Here is a 24,477-nt window from a genome sequence, read left to right on the forward strand (position 1 = left end):
TCGCTTCATATATCATGTAATTTAAAGTGTGCTCAGATAAAAAAATAAAATCTGATTTGCCAAGAAATTTCAAAATTACTATCTACAAATTTATCACAGCCTCCAAAGCATCATCTGTCATCTTGGTCATAAAATTCGACTGGTACTGCATCGTAGTTTTTATATCTGTATGCCTGTATAGCTTTTGAAGAACATTGGCAGGAATTCTGTCTGCTGAGATTTGAGCAAATGAGTGTCTGGCAATGTGCATTGTCAAAGGTTTTGTAATGCCCGCTTTTACCGCAATCTTTTTTAAATAGTCGTTACAAATACGGTTTCTTGTTTTGATATAATTTTGAACTTCGTTGGCTTTTGAAAGGTCTGGTAATTTAGCAAGGTCATGGAACACTAAATCATGAGCATTTACTCCTCTTGGGTACTGCTCCAAGATTTCCATTACTTTATCTGGAACTTTCAATGAGCCCGTTTTTAAATTCTTACCCATAGTATAATATAGTCTCTCATTTTGGATGTCAGACCATTTAAGACGTAGCACGTCAGAAATTCTCATTCCGGCGAAATAGAATGAGGTTAGAAACAAATTTCGCGAATGATTTTCACCTCCAGACAATTCTAAATTTTGGAGAGCTTTTATTTCATCAGTAGTCAATCCAATTTTCATGGTATCGGGAAATTTGATAGAGATTTTTCCTTTCCCGAACGGATAATATTTTTGCTCAACTAAACCAGAGGCAATTGCTCTGTTAAAAATAGTCCTAATTACCACGAAATGATTTACAACTGTCCTTTCTGTAACGTTTCTTGTACCAATAAGATAGGCCCTAAACTTCTGCAAAAGACCTGTATTGATTTCTGCAAAGTTTATATCTGAACCACCAAGAAATTTTCGAAAGCGATTGATGCGAGGTAAATCAGAAGATTTTTGATTAAATCGTCCTGTTTTTTCCAACTCTTCACAATAGACTTTTGCTTGAGCAAAAAATGAAATACCTTCTTGTGGTTTTATCTGCCTGCGAACAGCCTTTGAAGAGACATCCTTGTTGTGAGCAGCCATATTTAGCATTTTATCATTAGCTTCCGCTTTCTTGGTAAGAATAAAATTGTTTAGCTGTGCTGAATTGGGATGTGATTTTTTGACTTTCTGGGCAGCAACATCCCAATCCGCTTTGCGAATACTATGCCCTAAGTAAATATACGAAGACTTTCTATCAATGGTAACACGCATTGCTAGTGGAAAAGTACCATCTGCATTTTGTTTATTTCTAAGAACAATTTTGAGGGAGGATGCCATATCTGTAATAGATTTAGTCTCTAAAAAATCTTTCTATACAAATATAATTAAATATTTGGTACAACATAGGTACAACAAATGGCGGTTTTTCTTGATTTTACCTGATTTTATAAAGAATGCAAAATGTTGATTATCAGCATGTTTGAGTACAAATAGCACCATATGAAACCAAATATTTAAGAACTTAAAATCCTGTGAACGCAAGTTCGTACGGGTTCGATTCCCGTCCCCGGTACATTAAAAAATAAACTCTTTAAATTAGCATTATGCTTGATTTGGAGAGTTTATTTTTTTATCCATACTTCTCTTATTTTTCATTACTCCTTCTTCTGTATCATCTCAAATGATGATATTTGTACCTTAGATTTCTTTCAGCAAATCATTCAACATGAATACTTCGTTTGGTTTAAAATACTAAACTCTATGATTTCGTTTATTTCTTGAAGCTAACTCCTACAATGATGACTATAAAACGCTTTTATTTAACTTTTGGAATAATCCTATTTTACTTGTCTTCCCAAGCACAAGGACTTAAACTTTCTGAGAAACCTGAGGAATTTTTAGCGGATGCAAAAAATGTCTTAGCTGCTTCTGGAAATCCACAAGCAAATACAATTGCTCAGAATTTCGACCAAAACTGGAATGCTGGTAAAATCAATGAGACTCAAAAAGCGTCTCTGGCAAAAGTTGCTAGTTTTATGTTAAAAAAAGGTTATAAATCGCCTCAATTTATTCCTTTTTTTGATGCAATTAATCTTGGACTAAACAGCGGAACGCTTTCTCAAAATAGTTTTGATAGTTATCTAAGTACACTTCAAAAATCAGTGGAAACTGGCGATGTAAAAACAACAACTAGATTTATTGATGTTTGTAGGCTATTTTTCAAAAACAATAGTCTTTACTTTACGAATTTTAACCGATTATATGCTTTTAATGGTTCTGTAAGTTTTAAATTCAACGATCAGAAAACAGAAATTTTTAAACCTGAAAAAACGAATACTCCTGCTAATACACCAGAAGCACCCAAAAAAGCAGCTTGGGATGAATGGGATGCGCCACTTCCATCAAACAATGCCACTGCGACAGCTCCTCAAGCCGAAGAGCCAATTGTCCAATTTCTAAATGCTGGACCAAGCATAGAATTCAATAATATTAATTTAGCAATCGTTACTGCAAACGATTCTGCAATTGTTCAAAATACAAAAGCGTTTTTGGATATTAAGGATGGAAATTTGATTGGAAATGGTGGAAAATTTTCTTGGGAAACAGTTGGTATGCCCGACATCTTTGTCAATTTAGACAATTACAGCATGGCAATTAGAAACCCAAAACTTTTAGCAGATGTTGCCACGCTGAATTATCCGCAAAAATTGACCAATCCTATAAAAGGTATTTTTGAGTTTCAGAGTAGAAAAAGAGTAAAGAATAGTTTGGCTATTTTTCCAAGATTTATGTCACTACAAAATGATGTTACTTTAAAAAATAGCTCAGACATTGATTATACTGGTGGTTTCACTATTATTGGCACTAAAATATCAAGTGCTTCGGTTCAATCTAAATACGCTACTATTTTAGTCAAAAAGGATGGAAAAACGGCTTTTAAAGTAATTAGTAAACGTTTTGACATTAGTGATTCTTTGATTACTTCTCCTTCTGCAATTTTCACAGGTTATTTTGCTAGTCAAGATTCCCTCTATCATCCGTCAGTAAAACTGAATTATAATCGTCAATTAGAATATTTACGCCTCAATAAAGTAGATGACGGCGGTTTTAGGGAATCGTCATACTCTGATAGTTACCATAAATTAGATATTACTTCAGACGTAATGCGTTGGAATCTAAAAGATAAAAAAATGGATTTCATGATTGTTACTGCCAAGAACATCGTCCCAGCTTTATTTGAATCTTTCGATTACTTCAATCCAGAACGTTTTGCGAAAATTTCAGCCAATTATAGTTTCAATCCATTATTAGTTGTTTCTAATTTTATCAAAAAGAATAATCTTCAATCCACCACAGTAAGTGAACTTGCTCGTGCATATCAAAAAGATGCGAATGCTTTAAAATCTGTCTTTTTAGAAATGATGCAAAAAGGTTATTTCGACTATGACCCAGATGTTGAAAGGCTTAAAATTTCAAGAAAAGGCTTACATTATTTGGCAGTTTATGGAGCGAAAAAAGATTATGACAATTTCTTGATTCCTTCATTTTATGCTTCAAGTTCTAAGGATTCTACTGCTAATGCTTCTTTAGATTTGAATAGCAATCAGTTAATCATTAGAGGTGTTAAGCAATTTTATCTTTCTGATTCGCTCAATGTTTACATGGCGCCTTACGATAACATTATTAAAGTAAATAAAGACCGAAATTTTGGTATTAGTGGCGAGCTTAAAACAGGAAATTTTAGATTCAGAGGAAGAGATTTATCATTTAACTACAATGAATTCAGTGTAAAATTAGATAAGATTGATTCCATCACTTTTATTCCACAAAAGGAATTGGCTAAAAAGGGGCGTACTGAAATTGGTGGAGACTTGAAATATGAAGCTGGCGTAATTTATATCAACAAACCCGATAATAAATCTGGTCGCCAAAGAATGTTAAATTATCCTCGCTTGGTTGTTCCAACGGGTGTTACTGCATACTTCGACCATCCTTGGCGATTGGATGGCATTTATAACAAAAAGATTTACTTCAAAGTACCAAGTATTGATTTTGATAGTTTGAATGTGAAAGACATTAATTTCGTCGGTACTTTTTACTCTGATGGCATTTTCCCTCCTTTCAAGGAAACATTGATTTCAATGCCTGATAATACTTTGGGCTTTAGCCATAAAGCTCCCGAGGGAAAGTATAATTTATACAACAGCAAGACTTTTGTAAAGTTTACGTCAAACTTACTGATGGATAGCAAAGGTTTGCATACCGAAGGAGAAATCAATCACCTGACGGCTCAAATCAAGGCAAAGGAAGCCTTATTTACTGCCGATTCTGTGACAGCCAACGGGACAACGGGTATTATCAACGAAGGCGAAGTTGCCAAAGCTTATTTTACCAAAGTTGCCATCAATAATTTTAAATTAAAATGGCAACCCAAAGTTGATAGTATGTTGATTGAAACCCAGAAAAATACTTTCGATTTTTATGCTGGTAGTTCAAAACTAGAAGGAAAACTTTTGGTTCGACAAACTGGTTTGTTTGGTTTTGGAAAAGTAAAAAGACAAGATTCTGAAATTAGCTCTAATAATTTCAAATTCGGCAAAGGTGTTTTCACCGCTGAATTAGCTGATTTGTTCGTAGGAAATACTATGAGTGCTGCCAAACCTGCACTACTTGGCAAGAAAATGAATATCAATTTCAATATTCAAACGGGTTTGGTTAATATCAAAACACCGACGAATTTGAAATTAGAAGATTCTACCAGTTTATATTTCCCATACACGGCTTATCAAACTTCCATCAACAGTGCTGAATGGGACATCAATAAAAAATTAATCACGATGAAAGGTGATGTAAAAACTACTACTTTTTCATCGATGGAGCCAAGTCAAGAAGGACTTTCTTTCAGCGGTTCTGAAGCTTTGTATAATATCGAAAAACAATCTTTGAACATCAATGGCGTGCCTTTTATTAGAACGGCTGATGCAAAAATTTTCCCCGACAAAGGAGCAGTTTTTATCAGTAAAGATGCCGAAATGAAAGATTTTCATCAAGCTAAAATTATCCTTGATACAGCTAATACTTATCATCGCTTGGTCAATGGAAATATTAAAATCTTGTCAAAATCAAGATTTGAAGGTGATGCTATTTATCGTTACGTAAATACAATTGGCGATACGTTAAATATCAAAATGGGAAATTTCGATTTCAAAGAAACATTTCTTGATAATCGTAAAAAGACAAAAGGATACATTACGACTGCCAAAGCAAGTATTGAACAAAATAATAAATTTTTCCTAACGCCTAAACTATTGTTTCGTGGAGAAATTAGTATGATTTCAACAGACAAAAATCTTACTTTAAACGGTTTTGTGCGTCCAGATACAAAAAACAAAAGATATGATTCAAACTGGATTGCTTACAAAGGAAATAGCCGTGATAGCGTAAGTATCGACGTTCAACCTACTTTGATGGGCGAAACAAATACACCATTATTTGCGGGACTTCATTTTAGAACGGCTTCAAGTGGCTTATATACTACTTTTTTATCGAATAAAGAAGACGCAAAAGACGAAGATATTTTTGTAGCAAAAGGAGCATTCAGAGATATTCCAAAAACATCCCGCTTTGAAATTGGTGCAGACGACAAAACACAGTCCTACGAAGCCAATCGTTATATTTTTGATGATGCCAAAAAGACTTTAAAATTAGAAGGAGCTTTCAATTTCTTCAATCCTAATACTTTATTACAAACAGCTGGTTTTGCAGAAATGCGCATTGATAGTGGTAAGTATAAGTTCGACCAAATGTTAGTCGTAAATTTCCCAATGCCTACAGAAGTATTGAAAGCAATGGCTGATAAAATTGTTAAAGTAAATTTAGATTCACGTGATAATACAAGTGCTGATGAACCAGAAGACAAGGAAAATTTATTATCTAAAATTGCTAATATTCTAGGTGGAAAAACGGTTGCACCATTTGAAAGACGTTTGAAAAATGAGCATGTTCCACTCTTTTCAATTTCTTCAAAATTCAATACGACGATGGTGATTTCTAAAGCCAATTTGCGATATTCTGAACAACAATCTGCTTTTTATACCGTTGGGAAAATTGCCATTGCCAATATTGGAGGAACCGACATCAATGCTGAAATTGAAGGCATGTTAGAAATCAAGAAGACAAATGAAGGCGATGAATTCTACTTATACCTCGAACCTTCAGAAGATGTTTGGTACTTTATGGGTTATTTGAAAAATGAAATGGGCGTAATTTCTTCAGACGGGGAATTCAATAATGCTGTTGCGGCAAAATCTAAAGGTGTTAAAAAAGGCAGTGGTAAAAATGCCTATGCTTTTCTTGGAGTAGGTGCTGAAGAGAAAATCGCTTTCACCGAAAGATTTGTAGATAATTACAGAACCAGAGTTGAAAAAGGCAAAAAAGTAGTCAATAAAAAAGAGGAAAAACCAAAAGTAGAAAAGAAGAAAGAGGAAGCGAAAGAAGGTTTTTAAACATACAAAAGCCCAACAAAATTATTTTGTTGGGCTTTATCAATTTCGTCAGTGTGTTCGAAAATGCTAAGCTGATAATCCTATCATTTTTCTGCGAATTCTATTAAAACATTTCTCAATTACTTGCTTGTAGGTTTTACCAAATTTATCATAACACCATACCTGCAATTCTTTTACTTCATCAGATAATAAGGTCTTGATTGCTTTTTTTAATTCTTTCTCGAATAACTTTGCATCAAAACTAACTTTTTCCAATATAACTTTGACATAGTTTAAGGTAACCATAGCTTTTAAAGGATTTAATAATTAACAATATAAATCTTCAATCAAATTTATAATACAAACACCTGTAAATCAAGCATTTTACATAAAATAATTAATCGTCATTTTGTATCATTTATTATTAATTTTTTGAACGTTTACTCTGACAACGGTGAAACAAAAAAAATATTATATAATTATTTCAATATTTTTTTATTTTTTAATAAGCTTTCATTCAAAAGCTCAAGATAGTGATGTATCGCTAGTTTTAGGCGATAAGAGTATTTCTATGAATGAACCCTTCGTTGTGACGGTGGTTGTAAAATACATTGGCGAAGCCCAAGTACCTACTTGTAAGTTTCCAGATTTGCCGAATTTTACTAAAAAAGGCTTTTCTCGTTCTACTACACATTCTTATGTAAACGGACAAACAGTTTCAACTTGTAACATCACACAAAACTATTCTCCGTTAAAAATCGGGACGTTTAAAATTCCTTCTTTCAAGGTAAATGTGAATGAACTTAATTTAAAATCAGATGGATTTAGCGTAAAAGTAAGTAAAGTAATTTCAGATAAAACCAGTACTGAGAAAAAAGACATAGTTGATTCGGATGAAGATTTTACAGATTTTATTGAAGGAAATCAGCCCGAAGTAGTTAGTTCTAAAAATGATGCTTTTCTAAGTTTGAGTACCAATAAATTTACTCCTTTTACTGGTGAAGGTTTTACTGTTACGCTTGCTTTTTATGTTGCGGATAACAATCCGACAGAATTTGAATCTTACCAAAATGAAGTTCAAATTCCGGAAATTACTAAAAAATTGAAACCTGAAAACTGTTGGGAAGAGAGTTTTGGCTTAACAGAAATGCAACAAGGACAATTAGTTCTAAATGGTAAAGCTTACACTCAGTATAAATATTATCAGGCTACTTTTTATCCATTAAATAACAAACCTATCGTTTTTCCATCGGTCAGTTTAAAACTGATAAAATATACCATTGGAAAAAATGGTGAAAAAATACCAGAGTTCACTACTTTTAAAACTAAGCCATTTATCATTAAAACGAAAGATTTACCAAGCCATCCTTTAAAGCAAGAAGTATCTGTTGGAAGTTTTTCATTGAAAGAAGTAATCAATAAAAACAGCATAAATACTGGGAAATCGGTTCAATATCGCATTCAAATTACGGGTGATGGATACAACATCAAGCTACCAGAAATGAAAAACGATAGCCTTTTTGACTTTTTTCCTCCTGAAGTAAATTCTAGTTCATATCCAGAAAATGGAAAAGTTGTTAGTACAAAAATCTTCACTTTTCTAATTATTCCGAAACAGGCTGGTAACTTTGCACTCGGAAAATATTTTAAATGGGTATTTTTTAATACAAAAACCGACAAATACGATACTTTACAATCAAAACTTCAACTGAAAGTAAGTGGAGCAACCATCAAAACTGCTGATACTCCTTCAACGGTAATTTCGGTTTATGATGGTTTGAAAGAAAAAGATTCGTCTGAAATCCCCAATGACTTCAGTAAGTTTTTAAAAGATGAAGCCAATATTCTGATTTCGATTATGCTGATAGGAATGGTTTATATTTTATTACCCAATAAAAAACGAAAATAAGTAAGAGCAATCAAAAGAATGAAATGACAAAGTTTTGTTATTTCTCATACAACTCAAATGAGCAGTACATACGGTAAATTATTCAAGATTAGTACATTTGGCGAGTCGCATGGCACAGCAGTTGGTGTAATTGTTGACGGCTGTCCGGCTGGCATTGACTTCGATTCATCTTTTATTCAAAGCGAATTAGATCGCCGCAAACCTGGGCAATCCAGAATTACCACACAACGCCGTGAAGCCGATGAATTTCAAGTACTTTCTGGAATTTTTGAAGGAAAAACAACTGGTACACCAATCGCTATGATGGTTTTGAATGGCGACCAACGTTCAAAGGATTATTCACATATTGCCCAACAGTTTCGTCCTTCACACGCTGATTATACTTATACAGCAAAGTATGGCAATCGTGATTATCGTGGTGGTGGTCGAAGCTCTGCTCGTGAAACAGTAGCTAGAGTAGCAGCTGGAGCATTGGCAAAATTGATTTTGAAACAAATTGGTGTCGATATTAAATCTTATGTTTCGCAAGTTGGTAAATTAAAATTATCAACGCCATATCAACAATTAGACTTAAATATTGCCGAAGAGAATGCCGTTCGTTGTCCTGACCCAGCAGTAGCCCAACAAATGTATGATTTGATTGATGAAACTCGTAAAAAAGGAGATTCTATAGGAGGCGTTGTTAATTGTGTAATTACTGGTACACCAGTTGGTTTAGGCGAACCTGTTTTCGATAAACTTCATGCCGAATTAGGAAAAGCGATGTTAAGCATCAATGCTGTAAAAGGTTTTGAATACGGAAGTGGCTTTGAAGGCGTTGAAATGTACGGTTCTGAACACAATGATGAAATGTTTTTGGATGAACACAATCGTGTAAAAACAAAAACCAATCATTCTGGCGGTGTACAAGGCGGAATTTCTAATGGTGAAGACATTTACTTCAGAGTTGCCTTTAAACCTGTAGCAACCATTATGCAAGACCAAGACAGCGTAGATGCTGAAGGAAATACAGTTGTGGTTTCAGGAAAAGGACGCCACGACCCATGTGTTGTGCCACGTGCTGTGCCTATTGTAGAAGCCATGGCAGCCTTGGTATTAGTGGATTTTTATTTAAGAAACCGTGCAACTAGCAAAGTCGCTCAAGAAATTTCTTCTGATTTACCTTGGTAAAATATGCTTTTTTCTGATGAATACTTTATGCAGATTGCCCTTCAGCAAGCAGCAATTGCCTTTGATGAAGGAGAAATTCCAGTTGGGGCAGTTATCGTATGTCAGCATCAAATTATCGCCAAAGCATATAATCAAACTGAAAAACTCAATGATGTTACAGCACATGCTGAAATGTTAGCGATTACTTCGGCGGCGCAAACTTTGGGTTCAAAGTATTTAAAAGATTGTACTTTGTATGTTACTTTAGAACCTTGTGTAATGTGTGGCGGAGCAATTTTTTGGTCGCAATTAAACAGAATTGTTTGGGGAGCATCAGATGAAAAAAGAGGTTTCAAAAAAGTAAATCCATCTATCATTCATCCCAAATCAATGGTTACATTTGGCATTTTACAAGATGATTGTGAACAAATATTGAAGAGTTTTTTTAGCCAATTAAGAACTTAATTATCATTTTGATAGTTTTTGAAACAACATGAGTAGAGAAAGTTCTCGAACTCCTTAACTATATAATTAATAATAACTCCTTATAAAAATGGCATTCGTATTAGACCCTTTACCTTATGCAAATGATGCTTTAGAGCCTCACTTTGATGCATTGACGATGGAAATTCACCATGACCGTCATCACAATGCTTACGTTACTAACCTTAATGCTGCTGTAGCAGGTACTGAATTAGAAGGTAAATCTCTTGAAGAATTAGTTTCTGAAGTAAGTAAATACTCGCCAGCAATTCGTAACAATGGTGGAGGACACTGGAATCATACATTCTTCTGGAATATTCTTTCTCCAAACGGTGGCGGAGCTCCAGTAGGTACTTTAGCAGAAGCTATCACTGCTAAATTTGGTTCATTTGAAGCATTCAAAGATGAATTCAAAAAAGCTGGTTTAACAAGATTCGGTTCAGGTTGGGCTTGGTTAGTTGTTACTGCCGACGGTTCAATTGCTGTTTCTTCAACACCAAATCAAGATAATCCGTTAATGGATATTGCTGATGTAAAAGGTACTCCTATCATCGGTATTGATGTTTGGGAACACGCATATTATTTGAAATTCCAAAACAAACGTCCTGATTATATCGATTCATTCTGGAATTTGGTTGATTGGGCAGGTGCTGAAAGCCGTTTCCAAGCAGCTAAAGCATAATAAGTTACAAAATAATAGCAATTTTTTCGTGATATTTTCATTGAAAAAATTGCTATTTTAAAATTGACTTCCTACCTTTGCAGTCCATTACAACACGGAGGTTGTAGCTCAGTTGGTTAGAGCATCGGTTTGTGGTTCCGAGGGTCGTGGGTTCGAGCCCCATCTTCCTCCCAAGGTCTTGTCAATACGACAAGACCTTTTTTATTGCCTAATCTCGCAACAAACCATGAATTATATTCAACTTAAAACATTAATCACGACTCGTTATCGAAAAACTACTTTTACGATATTATCCTTGATGTATATTGTTGGATTTATCGGTTTAAAAGTCCCTTTTACCCAAGAATACTTTAAAGTATTATCTCCTTTTAATCTTTGGACTTCATTAGTTCTATTACTTCTTTTTCATCAAGATTTTCAATTAAAGTTTATTCTCTTTGCTGTTATTACTTTTCTAGTTGGTTTTTTTATAGAAGTAATTGGCGTGCATACGGGCATTGTGTTTGGCGAATATCAGTATGGACAAACGTTGGGATTGAAACTATTTGAAGTACCCATTGTAATTGGTGCAAATTGGCTTATTCTGGTTTATTGTTCAGGAGTTATAGTCGAACACTTCTTTCAAAGTTTAAAATCAAGCATTTCAGGAAAAATCATTCTATCAATTATAGCAGCATGTTTAATGGTTGGATTAGATTTGTTGATTGAGCCCGTTGCAATTCGTTTAGATTTTTGGCAATGGTCGTTCAACAAAATTCCTTTACAAAATTATCTTGGTTGGTTAGCTGTTTCTTTTGTTTTGCAATTCTATTTCATCAACAGTAAATTCCTAAAAAACAACTCATTAGCACCACTTTTATTTTGCTTACAATTGTTGTTTTTTCTTCTCCATACACTTCTCCCTGCTTAGGCTACTTGAATTTTATTGTATAATTTTGTAAACTTTTCTTTGAACAAGATGTTTATTCTTTATACCTAAGTGTACTATAAGTATTTACACATGGCAATTCGATTGTGTTACATCATTCTATTCAATTGAAAACTTTAGTAAAAGTGATTTTATAAAACTCAATATTTCAATATATAGAGTTGAGCAAACCTTTGATTTGAATTTCGATTGTTGAAAATTATTAAACCCTTCGACCAAAAAACATGAGCAATTATTCTATCAAAGACCTTGAGCAATTATCTGGTATCAAGGCTCATACCCTTCGAATTTGGGAGCAACGTTATGAAATTTTAAAACCAGATAGAACAGATACCAATATACGCACTTACGATGATCAAGACCTTAAATTGGTCTTAAACATTGCTCTGCTTAAAGAACATGGCTATAAAATCTCGGAGATTTCTAAAATGAATTCCGATGAAATGTCAAAAGAAGTAATGTTGATTTCGGAAAAGCAATTAAGTTATCCAGAACAAATTCATGCTTTGACGATATCGATGTTAGATTTAGATGAAGAAAGATTTGAAAAAATTGTAAGTACCAACACCTTACAATTTGGCTTTGAAAATATGATGACTAATATTATCTTTCCTTTCCTAAGCAGAATTGGCACTTTATGGATTACTGGTTCAGTTGGGCCTGCTCAAGAACATTTTATTTCAAATTTAATACGCCAAAAGCTTATTGTAGCCATAGATGGTCAATTGCCTTCACTCAGACCGGGCGCAAAAAAATATATGCTGTACTTGCCTGAAGGCGAAATGCACGAAATCAGTTTATTATTTGGAAATTATATTATCCGTTCACGTCAGAATAAAGTAATTTACCTAGGACAAAGTCTGCCTTTCAGTGAGTTAGTTTTTGCTCATAAAGTACATAAACCTGATTACCTTTTTAGCGTAATAACATCAGTACCAGGACAGGATGAAGTACAAAGATATGTGTATAGATTGGCGAAGGAATTCCCTGATTCAAAAATATTATTATCAGGTTATCAAGTAGTAGGACAAGACATTGACTGTCCTGATAATGTAGAAATTATAACCCAAATTAAATACTTAATGGATATTGCTTTAGAATAGGAAGAATATAAGTTTTATACTCTTCCTATTCTGAATATTTTAAACAAATTCTTTGCCTTTTTTAGTAGCATCTGCTACAAAATTTTTCACGAATTGTTCTTGTTCTTTTTCACAAATCATCAGAACGTTATCATATTCAGCAACAATATAACCATCCAAGCCTTGAATTACCACTAATCGGTCTTTTGGAGTTTTTACAATACTATTTTTAACACCATAGAGCATCGTTGCTCCATCAATTACGTTAGCATCTTCATCTTTATCTGATACTTCATACAAAGATTTCCAAGTGCCTAAATCAGACCAACCAATATTTCCTAAAACAGTAAATACGTTATCAGCTTTTTCCATGATAGCATAGTCAATTGAGATACTCTCACAGTTTTGATAAATATTATTGATAAAGTCTGTTTCTTTATCAGTAAAGTAAATATCATTCCCAGATTCAAAAATACTGTGTACGATAGGGCTATTTTTTGAAAATGCTTTTTTGATTGCATTAGCAGTCCAGATAAAAATACCCGCATTCCAAACATAATCTCCACTTTCTAAAAAGGTTTTAGCCAATGCTAAATCTGGCTTTTCTCTGAAAGTTTTAACTTTTTTTACTTCAGTTTCTGATTGATCATATTGAATATAACCATAACCAGTATCAGGGCGAGTCGGAGTAATACCAAGCGTAACGAGTACATCTCCCTTAGCAGAAGTTTCTAATGCAATATTTATTCTCTTTTCAAATTCTTTCTCTTTCAAAATAATATGGTCGGCAGGTGCTACCACAATATTTGCATCTGGATTTCGCTTAGCAATTTTATAACAAGCGTAAGCTACGCAAGGAGCTGTATTTCTTCGGATTGGTTCTGCTAAAATCTGGCTATCCGATAAAAAAGGTAATTGACTCTTTATTAAATCAATGTAATCAGTACTTGTTACAATAAATATATTTTCATTTGGGCAAATGTCCTCGAAACGATCAGCAGTTTGTTGCAAAAGCGTTCTCCCTGTTCCTAAAACATCATGAAATTGCTTGGGATTATTCGTTCTACTAAATGGCCAAAAACGAGTACCAACCCCTCCTGCCATAATTACTACATAGTTATTTTTATTCATGATTTAGTATTATTTTTTTATATTTTAGTTGTGTGTTATCATTCTAAAATTTAAAGATATGTATAGTTTCTAAAAAAAGAAAATTATAATGAAAAGCTTCATTTATTCATAATAAAAACTCTATAAAATACTAATTTTTCTGCTTTTTCTACCTTACACTTATTTACTTTCTCAGATTACTCTAATTTCACATACATTTTTATAAATGTTCTTTTTTCTTAAATTAAAATACTATCTTAAGTCCACAAGGTTTAGTATTGAGCAATTTTACTTTCAAAATCTAATATTAGATAATTTTAAGAAAAAATGTAAAAAAATTACTCTGCTTGCATAATAAAATCCAAAAAATTCTTTCTATTTGCATAATAATTCATCGTATCAAGAAAAAGGCATTATTTAAATTTTAATTCACTAACAAATAAAGGTATGAAAAAACATTTTACGACAATGAGGTTTGGTTTAATTATCACGCTATTGTTTATGACCTCAATGCTATTTGCCCAAACAAAAATATCGGGTAAAATAAGTGATGGCTCAACAAAAGAGCCATTGATTGGTGTAAGTATTGCAGTAAAAGGAAAAGTAATTGGAACAATTTCAGATACTAAAGGTGCATTTGCACTGACAACAAGCACTCCAACTCCTTTTACCGTTGTTATTTCAAGTGTTGGTTATAATACTCAGGAATTTATCGTAGATGGCAGTAAAAGTGATTTCAACATTACGCTTTCTGAACAAAGTATTATGGGGCAAGAAGTTGTTATTTCAGCTTCAAGAGTAGAACAAAGTATTATGAAATCTCCAGTTTCAATTGAGAAAATGGATATACGTGCCATACAAAATACTCCTTCAGCAACATTCTATGATGGATTAAAAAACCTAAAAGGAGTTGAAGTAAGTACTCAATCGTTAACATTTAGCTCTGTAAATACTCGTGGTTTTAATGCTAATGGCAATGTTAGAATGGTTCAATTGATTGATGGAATGGACAATCAAGCTCCAGGCTTAAATTTCTCGGTAGGAAACATTGTTGGTATTTCTGAATTAGACCTCGAATCTGCTGAATTACTTCCAGGTGCTGCTTCGGCATTATATGGACCCAATGCCTTGAATGGTATTTTATTAATGAATTCAAAAAGTCCTTTTTTATACCAAGGACTTAGTGCATCAGTTAAAACTGGGCTAATGAATGAAAAAAGTCGTTCTGTTGCTACAACTGGTTATTATGATGCTTCTATTCGTTTTGCAAAAGCATTCAACAACAAGATTGCCTTTAAAGCCAACTTCTCTTATTTAAAAGCAGACGATTGGCAAGCAAATGATTTTAGAGACCAAAGCTTCTTGAATGGTAGCAATTTTAATGGTACACGTGATAATAATTATGCTTATAATGGCGTGAATGCTTATGGAGATGAAACAAACGTAAATATGTATGGCGGTTTGTATGGAAATGGTACTCCAGGCACTGGAGCGAATGGTACTTCTGCAATTCTAGGTGCTATTGCTACTTTTGTTTATCCAGCTAATATTCCGGGAATCGGAGGAAAATCATTGGTGCAATTATCAGGACAAACGCCAAAACAAATTTTTGATGCCATCATCCCTGGTCAAACCAATTCAAACATTTCAAGAATAGGTTATAATGAAAGAGACTTAGCTTCTTATGGAACTACAAGTATAAAATTAAACGGTGCTGTTCACTACAGAATTAACGATAACGTTGAAGCTATCGCTCAAGCAAGTTGGGGAAATGGAACGACTGTTTATACAGGAGCAGATCGTTACTCTATCAAAAACTTTAGTTTAGGTCAGTACAAATTAGAAGTAAAAGGTTCTAATTTCTTTGTAAGAGCATACACAACACAAGAACGTTCAGGAGATGCTTATGCTACTGGAACATTAGGAGCTTTAGTGAATGAGGCTTGGAAACCAAGTACGGCATGGTATCCTCAATATTTTGGTACTTTCGCACAATCTGCACTTACGAACTACGCTACTATTTTTGCGGGTGCATTAGGACAAGGACTTGCTCCTTCTGCTGCTGTTACTGCCGCTAGTGCAAGTACTCAGGGGCAATTTGGAGCTTATCATGCAGCAGCACGTACTCTTGCTGATGCTGGACGCCTCACACCTTCAAGTGCTAATTGGAATGCAACACTTGATAATGTAAAAAGCTTACCTATTCCTCGTGGAGCAAAGTTCAATGACAAATCAAATCTTTATGCTATTGAAGGGATGTATAATCTTTCTCAAGCCTTCAATAATGTCGTTGATGTAATCGTTGGTGCAAATTACCGTACTTATTCATTAAACTCTGGCGGTACTTTATTTGCTACCCAACAAGCAAATGCAGATGGTTCAAGTAATCCTAGTGCCAAAGAATTTTCTATCAGTGAATATGGTGCTTATGCTCAATTAGCAAAAGATTTATTTGATAAAAAATTTAAGCTTTCAGGTTCTTTAAGATATGACAAAAACGAGAATTTTGCGGGACAATTTACACCAAGAATTTCAGGTGTATTCTCTCCTACAAGTGACCATAACTTCCGTTTATCATACCAAACAGGTTTTAGAATTCCAACCACACAAGACCAATACATTGATTTACTAACACCACAAGCACGCCTAATTGGTGGCTTACCTTTATTTGACGATCGCTATCAATTATCAGGTAAAAGCTATGTTTATAGTACCGTATTAGCAAACCCAACAGATCCTACTAAATGGCAAGTATATAATAGAAAAGAGTATAAACCAGAAAGAGTTGGCTCATGGGAAGTTGGTTACAAAGGTTTAATTAGTAAGAAACTATTTGTTGATGCTTATTACTACACAAGTACATTCACTAATTTCGCTATTTCACAAGTTGTTGTTAAGCCAGACCCTGCTATTGCCGGTAGAGTACAACCATACTCATTACCAACGAATGCTGAAAAAGATGTAAAAACTGAAGGCTGGGCAGTTGGCTTAGATTATGCTTTTCCTAAAGGTTTCAACCTTGGCGGAAATGTTTCACACAACGTTTTAAGTGATAATGGAGGACTTACTTCTGGACAATTGCAGTATAATACTCCGCCATATCGTTTTAATGCCTCTTTTGGTAACCGTAATGTAGGTAAAACTGGAGTTGGTTTCAATGTAGTATGGAGATACCAAGAATCATTCATCTGGCAATCAAGCTTTGCTAGCCCTGCGGTAAATACTTTACAACAAGGTAATATTCCAGCATTTAGCACACTAGATGCTCAGGTTTCGAAAAAAGTAGCAAGTATTAAATCTATCGTCAAAATTGGTGGAACTAATATCTTAGGAAAATCTTACGTTACTTCATGGGGTAATCCAACTGTGGGTTCTATGTTTTATGTAGGAATTGCATTTGATGAATTATTAAACAAATAAGAGTACTTCATTAGAAAACAAAAAAGAGGAATATTCGCAATGAATATTCCTCTTTTTGTTTGAGCTAATTTCTCTATTTTTCTACCTGTGAATAATTCAATTCAACTGGAGTGTTACGACCAAAGATTTTAACCATAACGTTCAATTTCTTCTTATCATCAAAAATTTCTTCAACAGAACCTTCAAATCCAGAGAAAGGACCATCAATTACTTTAATAGTTTCACCTTTAGAGAACGATGTTGGTGCTAATTCTTCAACAGCTACGGCTTCATCCATTTTACCCAGAATACGCTTGATTTCTCCTGCACGCAATGGAATAGGTGTTTTAGACGTCTTACCATCATTCCAGCTCAAAAAGCCAATTACACCTGGCATAGAAGTAATTAAATGGGCTACTTCACCGTATTTAATATCTGCTTCAACAAAAATATATCCCGCAAACAAAGTTTTTTCACGAACAGTTTTCTTACCGTTACGCATTTCAAATATCTTTTCTGTTGGAATAATAATCTGTGGAATATAATCCTGAAGACTTTGTCTCGCAATTTCATTTTCGAGATAAGTCCTTATTTTCTTTTCTTGTCCTGAAACAGCTCTCAGAACGTACCAATTAGTCTCTGCCATTGTATGAGTATAAATTTCAGTTTGCCTTTGTAGATTTTGGATTGATATTACATCAAAGCAGATTTATTGCTAATGCTATATTCCGAAATCTGCCATTAATATTATTGATAGAACCACTCTAATCCAGACTTGAAAAGGAAGTCAATCATACCAACCACTAATGCAAAAATTAAAGATGCCACTAATACAAGCGTTGAACTTGCTTGTAATTCTGAAAATTTAGGCCATGTTACATTTTCTGTAACCTCTGTCCAAGACTCTTTAACAAGTTGTTGTAATTTGTTCATGGTTTTATTTTTCTGTATTATATATACTAATAATGTCTTTAATCTGTAAACAAAAACAGTTATGCTTATAAACTTTTAAGTTCCAATATTTTAGGCTTTAAAATTAGTACATTTAAAATGTATATAAATTTAAAACCTAAAACTTGGAACTTAATACTAAGCACGGGAACAAGGATTCGAACCCTGATCAAGGGTGTTGGAGACCCGCATTCTACCATTGAACTATTCCCGTGTAAATCGACTGCAAAGATAGTTGTTTATCCTAAACTTGCAAAAAATACTTGCAAATTTATTCTAAAAAAAGAGAGCGTCACAGATTTGTAACGCTCTCAATCTATTTTTAGCTAAAATTAGTCTAAAATTTCAGTTACTTGACCAGCACCTACTGTACGACCACCCTCACGGATAGCGAAACGAAGACCTTTGTCCATCGCTACTTTGTTCAATAAAGTTACTGAGATTGTCAAGTTATCACCAGGCATACACATTTCTACTCCTTCTGGCAACATGATTTCTCCTGTTACGTCAGTTGTACGGAAATAGAATTGTGGACGATATTTGTTAAAGAATGGAGTATGACGACCACCTTCTTCTTTAGACAAGATATAAACCTCTGCTTTGAATTTAGTGTGAGGCTTCACTGAACCTGGCTTACAAATAACCATACCACGACGGATAGATTCTTTGTCGATACCACGTAATAATAAACCTACGTTATCACCAGCTTCTCCACGGTCAAGGATTTTACGGAACATCTCAACACCAGTTACAACTGATTTCAAGCCTTCAGCACCCATACCTAAGATATCTACTGCTTCACCTGAGTTGATGATACCAGTTTCGATACGACCTGTTGCTACAGTACCACGACCAGTGATCGAGAATACGTCTTCAACTGGCATCAAGAAAGGCTTATCAACATCACGCTTAGGAAGTGGAATCCAGCTATCAACTGCATCCATTAACGCTTCGATAGTAGCTACCCATTTAGCATCTCCGTTCAAACCACCTAAAGCAGAACCTTGGATTACTGGAATGTTATCTCCATCAAATTCATAGAAAGATAACAATTCACGTATTTCCATTTCTACTAATTCAAGTAATTCTGGATCGTCAACCATATCCACTTTGTTCATGAATACAACCAATTGAGGTACACCAACTTGGCGAGACAATAAGATGTGTTCACGAGTTTGTGGCATTGGACCGTCAGTTGCAGCAACTACGATGATAGCACCGTCCATTTGAGCAGCACCAGTTACCATGTTCTTAACGTAATCGGCGTGACCTGGACAGTCAACGTGTGCATAGTGACGGTTAGCTGTTGAATATTCTACGTGAGCAGTGTTAATAGTGATACCACGCTCTTTTTCTTCAGGAGCCGAGTCAATTGATGAGAAATCTTTTTTCTCAGCAAGTCCTTTTTCTGACAATACTTTCGTAATTGCAGCAGTCAATGTAGTTTTACCGTGGTCAACGTGACCGATTGTACCAATGTTTACGTGGGGCTTACTACGGTCAAAATTCTCTTTTGCCATGATATTTAGTTCTTAATTAGTTTTATTTAAAAATTGTTTGATACTTTTTACATTTGAAACATTGAGGATTTGAGTATTTGAAAACATTTTAACTTATTCTGTAAAAACAACAAAATAACTTCCAAATCTTCAAATTAAAACAATCTTCAAAAGATTCGAGCCTTTGAGCAGAATCGGACTGCCGACCTCTTCCTTACCAAGGAAGTGCTCTACCACTGAGCTACAAAGGCAAACTCCAAAACCTAACCCTTAGAAATTATAAGAGGTTAATTGTTAATCGTTTTTAGCTAAACTAATAACTATTAACTAATTAACAACTAACCACTTACTATTGTTTCCTTTGGAGCGGGAGACGGGGCTCGAACCCGCCACCTATAGCTTGGAAGGCTATCGCTCTACCAAATGAGCTACTCCCGCTTACTCTAATAGTGAAATGATTGAGATTGAATTTTAAAATCAATTTAAACATTCACTCATTCAAATCGTGGGGGCGGATGGATTCGAACCACCGAAGGAATACTCCAGCAGAGTTACAGTCTGCCCCATTTGGCCACTCTGGTACACCCCCATTTTCTCTACTTTCGAATCGCTTTCGTTTAGCGTTCTGGTGAAAGAGTGTGCAAAGGTAAGTTTATTTTTTATTTTGTCAAACGTTAAATAAGTTTTTTTTCACTTTTTTTTCGTAAAAAAATATAATTACCTGATAATTTGACAGTTACAAAATTGGCATTAATTGAATATTTTTCCGTTTAAAATATTCAATTAATGCCAATGTCTTTTTTATAATCTTATCCCAAAACTTACTCCGCTGATACCAGGACCTCTTCCATCTTGGAAAAGCTTGTTCATATCATAGTTAACAAATAAGTCTGGAAAATTCTTTAATCCTAATTCAAAAGCTAAACCATAACGAAGATTATTCAAATAAAAGCTACTGTGATTCCAGTTCTTATCGCCACTATCTTCTTCTTTTGTTTTGGTGTAACTATCTATTCGATAACCAACATAACCGCCTGCTGCCACATAAGTCACTACACTTCCTTTTTTAAAAGCTACATAAGGCATTACGGGAATGTTGATATTGGCTACTGTCAATTTGTTTCGAGAAAGTGGAATTACATCTCCTTTGCTATCTTGGTAATTAGTAAATTCAATGTTATTTGTTCCTTTAACAAGATAATTATTGTTTTCGAACATATAGTTATTCCATGATATTTCTAAACCGTAGCTAATTTTCAAAGCTGCGTTTGCTCCTTTACTAATCATTCCGCTACGAGTCCAACCAAAACCAAAGTATCTCGAACCGAAAGGACTTAATTCAAAATCTTTGCTGCTGTAAATACCAGAGATACTTCCTGTATTAGAAAACCCGTTGAAACCAAAGTAGATATTGAAACCCGAACGGCTAGAGAATCCTTGGTCTCTGCGATTTACCTTAGCAGTATCTTTCAAAATCACTTTCACCTCATCATTTCCATCTTTAACGACTACTCCATTCCAACTTACGTGAACCTCTTCTCTGCCATCTTTCACATGTACTCCGCCAACGCCAATTTTCACATTTGAATTATTATTGATATTGTATTCTCTGCGAGTTGATTGGCTTGTAGTTGTACTACTATTCGTTTCTTCTGTTTTGGCATTAATCGCTACATTAATACTTTTATTGTTTTGTGTAATGACCAAAACAGTATCTTTACTTAATTCACTATTAACTACTCTGCGAATCCCTTTCCAAGTATCATCATCAAGGTTCATTCCATTTTTTTGAAACAATTCCTGTAAATCTTCTTTTAATGATCTATTAGGATTTTTACTGTTTAATAAAGTCTGATTACGCTTGTCGATATTAATAACTGTTGAATCTGCTTCATTTGATTTTGCTAAACTTTTAAAACTAGTTATTGAGCTAACAAAAACTGAAAAAATTATTGAGAAAGTGATTTTGCTCACGATACTCTTGATTCTGAACGTTTCCATGGCGATTTTATTTATTGTTTTAGGTTTTAAGAGATTCCTGTACTGGTTAATTCTATGCCTGCATGCCTTGGTTTTGAATTAAATTAGTAGTTAATCTAAAAACTCGTTGTTTACATTTTAAGATGCAAATGACTAATCTTGAGTTGCATCAATTTTATTTATTTTTCTGTTTCTTCTCCGTTTGTCAAAGCATTTTCTATTTTGGCATCTGCTCTGGCTAATAGCTTTTGTGGTTTAAAGCCAACTTCTTTCCAATCCACATTTTCGCCATTTTTAGCTCTTTTCAATTGTTGCCAAATTTTATTGAACTTGCTTTGTTTTCTATTAGCACTTTCATCAAGAACCGTAGCTTCGGCAACAGCTTCTGATTGTGTTTCTATCAAATTCAAAACGATTGTTTCTTTCTCTGGTTTTATTATTGGTTTTTGAGTATTTTCTACAACTAACACAATTGTATTAGTTTCAAGACTAGGCTTTGAAATAGTTTGAGGAGTAATATTTTTACTTAAAATCACTTCTTCATTAATACTATTTGTCAGTACCTTTTTAAGTTTAGTTCTTTTATGGATAATCGTTTTTTCTTTGTGTTTACTAGATACGGTTTCAATCCTAGTTTTCTCATTATCTTGAATACTTGCTAAGCTTTGTACCTCTTCAGAAGGTTTTATTACTTCAGCGAAACTCTTTTTTACTTTTGGATTGTTTTTTTCTACAGAAACAAATTCATCATCCATAGTATTGTCAGGAGTATTCAACCAATAAACTCCTGAGGCTAATAGTAAAGCGACAGAAGCTGCAGAGGCAAATTTCCACCAAAGTGGTATTACTTTACTTTCTTGCTTTTCTAGTCTTGTTTGTAGTTTTTCCCATGCAGCAGCACGTGGTTGACGCTCGTATTGCTGTAGCTTTTCGGCAAAAAACTTATCAATATTTTCTTGATTTTTCATATATTTTTCGATTAATCAAAATCGAGTTAAATCATTTGAACGACTGCATTTTGTAAAATTACTCTTGCTCTTGATAATTGAGATTTTGATGTACTCTCAGTTATTCCTAGTTGGTCGGCAATTTCTGCATGAGAATACCCTTCGATGGCATATAAATTAAATACTGTTCGGTAGCCTGTAGGAAGTTTCTCAATCAATTTAAGTAAATCTTTTGTTTCAAGGTCTGTTCTGAATTGTTCGGGTTCAGGTTCGTAAAGAATTTGGTCATAGCTTACTTCAAATTGCGTTTTCTTATTACTTCTCAGATACATCAACGATTCATTAACCATAATCCGACGAATCCATCCTTCAAAACTTCCTTCTAATTTAAAACTATTAATCTTGTCAAATACTTTCACAAAACCTTCAATCATCACTTCTTCCGCTTCAAATTCATCGTGTACATACCTAAAACATATCCCCAACATTTTCGGGGAATACTTCTCGTAAACTCGTCGTTGGGCTTTTGGGTCACCTTTCTGACAAGCTTTCACTAATGCCTCTTCGGTTTGAAATAAAGTAATCAGTTTCACGATATAAGGTTCTGGTTTAGCTTTTTATAAATCTGCGGTTCAGAGCAATTGTTTACTTAATTACTTTCAAGATGAAATATACTAATGAAAGGTTGCACGATAAATATTGAATATTCAAATTTGTAAACAATAATTGATTTTTCTTTCTAAAGAACAATTTTAAGAAAAGTCTAATTCATACAAAATTTCCCATTTTAATTATTTTTATATGAATTCATCTGCAGCAATTGGCATTTTTGATAGCGGTATTGGTGGCTTAACGGTTGCTCATGCAGTAACAAAATTACTTCCAAACGAAAATATTATTTATTTTGGTGATACTGCACACTTGCCTTACGGCGATAAATCTGCGGCAGCGATTCAAGCATATTCCATTAAAATTTGTAATGTTTTATTGCAACAAAAATGTAAAATTATTTTGATTGCCTGTAATTCTGCTTCGGCCGCTGCTTATGAGTTAGTAAAAGAATATGTTGGTAGCAAAGCAAAAGTAATGAATGTGATTGATCCAGTGGTTAATTATATTTCAGAAAACTATGCAGGTAAAACAATTGGCTTGATTGGTACAAAACAAACCGTAAACTCGAATATCTATCGTAAAAAAACTGATGCTTTAGAAAAAGACATTTCTTTAAAGTCATTGGCAACGCCATTACTCGCTCCGATGATTGAAGAAGGTTTTTTTAACCATAATATTTCTGAAAGTATTATTCAAGAATACTTAAAAAATGAAGAATTGAAAGATATAGAAGCGCTTATTTTAGGGTGTACGCATTATCCGTTAATCAAAAAGCAAATTGAAAATTATTACAAAGATGCTGTAACAGTTTTGGATACTTCTGAAATAGTGGCAAAATCAGTAAAAGAATTTCTAACTGAAAATAATGCACTGAATGTTTTGAATGCACATATCAAACACTTTTATGTTTCAGACTATACTCAATCCTTTGAAACATCAACAAAAATCTTTTTTGGCGAACAAATTCGGCTAGAATATTATCCTCTTTGGGAATAATAAAAATGGTTTCAGAACATATTCTGAAACCATTTTTATTAACTGAAAGCTTTTCTTAAACGTTGTCTCAAAATTGTTTGAGGCGACATGCTCTTTTTTGAACTCTTCCACCACAAATAACCAACTACTGCTACTATTAGATATGGCGTAACCAATAAGTACAAAATAGCAAAGTTCAGGTTTGATGCAATTTGGCTTCTACCATTCGAAACCGTACTCTCTACCGTCATTCGGCACATAGCACATTGTGCAAAGCTCATCGAGAGTGAAAACAAAAATATAATGGATGTTAAAATGAGTTTTTTCATAAGT

Annotated in this window: 19 protein-coding genes and 5 tRNA genes; 10 read left to right on the top strand and 14 right to left on the bottom strand. The window is 34.0% G+C overall.

Annotated elements, in window-relative coordinates:
- Window positions 1-82 precede the first annotated feature (82 nt).
- Window positions 83-1,291, bottom strand: coding sequence for a site-specific integrase (locus VB776_RS04270; protein ID WP_323326359.1), 1,209 nt, complete (start codon window positions 1,289-1,291; stop codon window positions 83-85).
- A gap of 461 nt (window positions 1,292-1,752) precedes the next feature.
- On the opposite strand from VB776_RS04270, the gene VB776_RS04275 reads away from it, so the two are divergent.
- Window positions 1,753-6,459 carry a hypothetical protein gene (locus VB776_RS04275; RefSeq protein ID WP_323326361.1) on the top strand — a complete coding sequence of 1,569 codons (4,707 nt, stop codon included), beginning with the start codon at window positions 1,753-1,755 and terminating at the stop codon, window positions 6,457-6,459.
- A gap of 66 nt (window positions 6,460-6,525) precedes the next feature.
- Here the strand turns inward: VB776_RS04275 and VB776_RS04280 are convergent, their stop codons facing one another.
- Window positions 6,526-6,744 (bottom strand): hypothetical protein, encoded by a 219-nt coding sequence (locus VB776_RS04280; protein ID WP_323257544.1) that lies wholly within the window; start codon window positions 6,742-6,744, stop codon window positions 6,526-6,528.
- Between the two features lie 265 nt (window positions 6,745-7,009).
- On the opposite strand from VB776_RS04280, the gene VB776_RS04285 reads away from it, so the two are divergent.
- The 7 genes from VB776_RS04285 to VB776_RS04315 all read left to right on the top strand — a co-directional run bounded on the left by VB776_RS04285 (window position 7,010) and on the right by VB776_RS04315 (window position 12,692).
- Window positions 7,010-8,347: a BatD family protein gene (locus VB776_RS04285; protein WP_323326363.1), complete on the top strand. Its 1,338-nt coding sequence runs from the start codon at window positions 7,010-7,012 to the stop codon at window positions 8,345-8,347.
- 57 nt (window positions 8,348-8,404) lie between these two features.
- Window positions 8,405-9,517: a chorismate synthase gene (aroC, locus tag VB776_RS04290; RefSeq protein WP_323326365.1), complete on the top strand. Its 1,113-nt coding sequence runs from the start codon at window positions 8,405-8,407 to the stop codon at window positions 9,515-9,517.
- Between the two features lie 3 nt (window positions 9,518-9,520).
- A complete protein-coding gene (locus VB776_RS04295) occupies window positions 9,521-9,961 on the top strand; it encodes a nucleoside deaminase (protein WP_323326367.1) in 441 nt (146 codons plus the stop codon).
- An 88-nt stretch (window positions 9,962-10,049) separates the two neighbouring features.
- On the top strand, window positions 10,050-10,661 hold the full coding sequence (locus VB776_RS04300) for a superoxide dismutase (protein ID WP_323326369.1): 612 nt from the start codon (window positions 10,050-10,052) through the stop codon (window positions 10,659-10,661).
- Window positions 10,662-10,757: 96 nt separating this feature from the next.
- A tRNA-His gene (locus tag VB776_RS04305) sits at window positions 10,758-10,833 on the top strand.
- 54 nt (window positions 10,834-10,887) lie between these two features.
- Window positions 10,888-11,571, top strand: coding sequence for a carotenoid biosynthesis protein (locus tag VB776_RS04310; RefSeq protein ID WP_323326372.1), 684 nt, complete (start codon window positions 10,888-10,890; stop codon window positions 11,569-11,571).
- Between the two features lie 242 nt (window positions 11,572-11,813).
- Entirely contained in the window at window positions 11,814-12,692 is an 879-nt protein-coding gene (locus VB776_RS04315) for a MerR family transcriptional regulator (protein WP_323326374.1), read from the top strand.
- Between the two features lie 39 nt (window positions 12,693-12,731).
- Here VB776_RS04315 and VB776_RS04320 read toward each other — a convergent pair whose 3' ends face one another.
- A complete protein-coding gene (locus VB776_RS04320) occupies window positions 12,732-13,802 on the bottom strand; it encodes a mannose-1-phosphate guanylyltransferase (RefSeq protein ID WP_323326376.1) in 1,071 nt (356 codons plus the stop codon).
- 426 nt (window positions 13,803-14,228) lie between these two features.
- Here VB776_RS04320 and VB776_RS04325 point away from each other — a divergent pair, with 426 nt between their 5' ends.
- On the top strand, window positions 14,229-17,201 hold the full coding sequence (locus tag VB776_RS04325) for a TonB-dependent receptor (protein WP_323326378.1): 2,973 nt from the start codon (window positions 14,229-14,231) through the stop codon (window positions 17,199-17,201).
- 73 nt (window positions 17,202-17,274) lie between these two features.
- Here the strand turns inward: VB776_RS04325 and nusG are convergent, their stop codons facing one another.
- From nusG to VB776_RS04375, 10 genes are all read right to left on the bottom strand, one after another.
- Window positions 17,275-17,826 (bottom strand): transcription termination/antitermination protein NusG, encoded by a 552-nt coding sequence (gene nusG / locus VB776_RS04330; RefSeq protein WP_184129484.1) that lies wholly within the window; start codon window positions 17,824-17,826, stop codon window positions 17,275-17,277.
- A gap of 101 nt (window positions 17,827-17,927) precedes the next feature.
- On the bottom strand, window positions 17,928-18,113 hold the full coding sequence (secE, locus tag VB776_RS04335) for a preprotein translocase subunit SecE (RefSeq protein WP_184129481.1): 186 nt from the start codon (window positions 18,111-18,113) through the stop codon (window positions 17,928-17,930).
- 161 nt (window positions 18,114-18,274) lie between these two features.
- A tRNA-Trp gene (locus VB776_RS04340) sits at window positions 18,275-18,345 on the bottom strand.
- Window positions 18,346-18,463: 118 nt separating this feature from the next.
- A complete protein-coding gene (gene tuf, locus VB776_RS04345; RefSeq protein ID WP_323257564.1) occupies window positions 18,464-19,651 on the bottom strand; it encodes an elongation factor Tu in 1,188 nt (395 codons plus the stop codon).
- A gap of 158 nt (window positions 19,652-19,809) precedes the next feature.
- Window positions 19,810-19,881 (bottom strand) — tRNA-Thr (locus VB776_RS04350).
- Between the two features lie 111 nt (window positions 19,882-19,992).
- Window positions 19,993-20,068, bottom strand: a tRNA-Gly gene (locus VB776_RS04355).
- 68 nt (window positions 20,069-20,136) lie between these two features.
- Window positions 20,137-20,219: transfer RNA gene (locus VB776_RS04360), tRNA-Tyr, on the bottom strand.
- Between the two features lie 212 nt (window positions 20,220-20,431).
- A complete protein-coding gene (locus VB776_RS04365) occupies window positions 20,432-21,631 on the bottom strand; it encodes an outer membrane beta-barrel protein (protein WP_323326380.1) in 1,200 nt (399 codons plus the stop codon).
- A gap of 158 nt (window positions 21,632-21,789) precedes the next feature.
- Window positions 21,790-22,578 (bottom strand): hypothetical protein, encoded by a 789-nt coding sequence (locus VB776_RS04370; protein WP_323326382.1) that lies wholly within the window; start codon window positions 22,576-22,578, stop codon window positions 21,790-21,792.
- Between the two features lie 26 nt (window positions 22,579-22,604).
- Window positions 22,605-23,153, bottom strand: a complete 549-nt coding sequence (locus VB776_RS04375; protein ID WP_323326685.1) for an RNA polymerase sigma factor — start codon at window positions 23,151-23,153, stop codon at window positions 22,605-22,607.
- Between the two features lie 205 nt (window positions 23,154-23,358).
- Here VB776_RS04375 and murI point away from each other — a divergent pair, with 205 nt between their 5' ends.
- Window positions 23,359-24,165: a glutamate racemase gene (gene murI / locus VB776_RS04380; RefSeq protein WP_323326384.1), complete on the top strand. Its 807-nt coding sequence runs from the start codon at window positions 23,359-23,361 to the stop codon at window positions 24,163-24,165.
- A gap of 38 nt (window positions 24,166-24,203) precedes the next feature.
- On the opposite strand, the gene VB776_RS04385 is transcribed toward murI, so the two are convergent.
- Window positions 24,204-24,473, bottom strand: a complete 270-nt coding sequence (locus VB776_RS04385; protein ID WP_323326386.1) for a hypothetical protein — start codon at window positions 24,471-24,473, stop codon at window positions 24,204-24,206.
- Window positions 24,474-24,477: the final 4 nt, after the last annotated feature.

The sequence above is a fragment of the Arcicella gelida genome, assembly GCF_034931025.1.
GTDB classification, from domain to species: domain Bacteria; phylum Bacteroidota; class Bacteroidia; order Cytophagales; family Spirosomataceae; genus Arcicella; species Arcicella gelida.

Bases quoted from the DNA above. Each gene is read 5' to 3' on its own strand.
- VB776_RS04270 (WP_323326359.1), bottom strand. From the start codon at position 1,291: ATGGCATCCTCCCTCAAAATTGTTCTTAGAAATAAACAAAATGCAGAT.
- VB776_RS04310 (WP_323326372.1), top strand. From the start codon at position 10,888: ATGAATTATATTCAACTTAAAACATTAATCACGACTCGTTATCGAAAA.
- VB776_RS04325 (WP_323326378.1), top strand. From the start codon at position 14,229: ATGAAAAAACATTTTACGACAATGAGGTTTGGTTTAATTATCACGCTA.
- nusG (WP_184129484.1), bottom strand. From the start codon at position 17,826: ATGGCAGAGACTAATTGGTACGTTCTGAGAGCTGTTTCAGGACAAGAA.
- VB776_RS04285 (WP_323326363.1), top strand. From the start codon at position 7,010: ATGAATGAACCCTTCGTTGTGACGGTGGTTGTAAAATACATTGGCGAA.
- VB776_RS04370 (WP_323326382.1), bottom strand. From the start codon at position 22,578: ATGAAAAATCAAGAAAATATTGATAAGTTTTTTGCCGAAAAGCTACAG.
- VB776_RS04300 (WP_323326369.1), top strand. From the start codon at position 10,050: ATGGCATTCGTATTAGACCCTTTACCTTATGCAAATGATGCTTTAGAG.
- VB776_RS04365 (WP_323326380.1), bottom strand. From the start codon at position 21,631: ATGGAAACGTTCAGAATCAAGAGTATCGTGAGCAAAATCACTTTCTCA.
- VB776_RS04280 (WP_323257544.1), bottom strand. From the start codon at position 6,744: ATGGTTACCTTAAACTATGTCAAAGTTATATTGGAAAAAGTTAGTTTT.
- tuf (WP_323257564.1), bottom strand. From the start codon at position 19,651: ATGGCAAAAGAGAATTTTGACCGTAGTAAGCCCCACGTAAACATTGGT.
- VB776_RS04315 (WP_323326374.1), top strand. From the start codon at position 11,814: ATGAGCAATTATTCTATCAAAGACCTTGAGCAATTATCTGGTATCAAG.
- VB776_RS04275 (WP_323326361.1), top strand. From the start codon at position 1,753: ATGACTATAAAACGCTTTTATTTAACTTTTGGAATAATCCTATTTTAC.
- VB776_RS04320 (WP_323326376.1), bottom strand. From the start codon at position 13,802: ATGAATAAAAATAACTATGTAGTAATTATGGCAGGAGGGGTTGGTACT.
- secE (WP_184129481.1), bottom strand. From the start codon at position 18,113: ATGAACAAATTACAACAACTTGTTAAAGAGTCTTGGACAGAGGTTACA.
- VB776_RS04385 (WP_323326386.1), bottom strand. From the start codon at position 24,473: ATGAAAAAACTCATTTTAACATCCATTATATTTTTGTTTTCACTCTCG.
- murI (WP_323326384.1), top strand. From the start codon at position 23,359: ATGAATTCATCTGCAGCAATTGGCATTTTTGATAGCGGTATTGGTGGC.
- aroC (WP_323326365.1), top strand. From the start codon at position 8,405: ATGAGCAGTACATACGGTAAATTATTCAAGATTAGTACATTTGGCGAG.
- VB776_RS04295 (WP_323326367.1), top strand. From the start codon at position 9,521: ATGCTTTTTTCTGATGAATACTTTATGCAGATTGCCCTTCAGCAAGCA.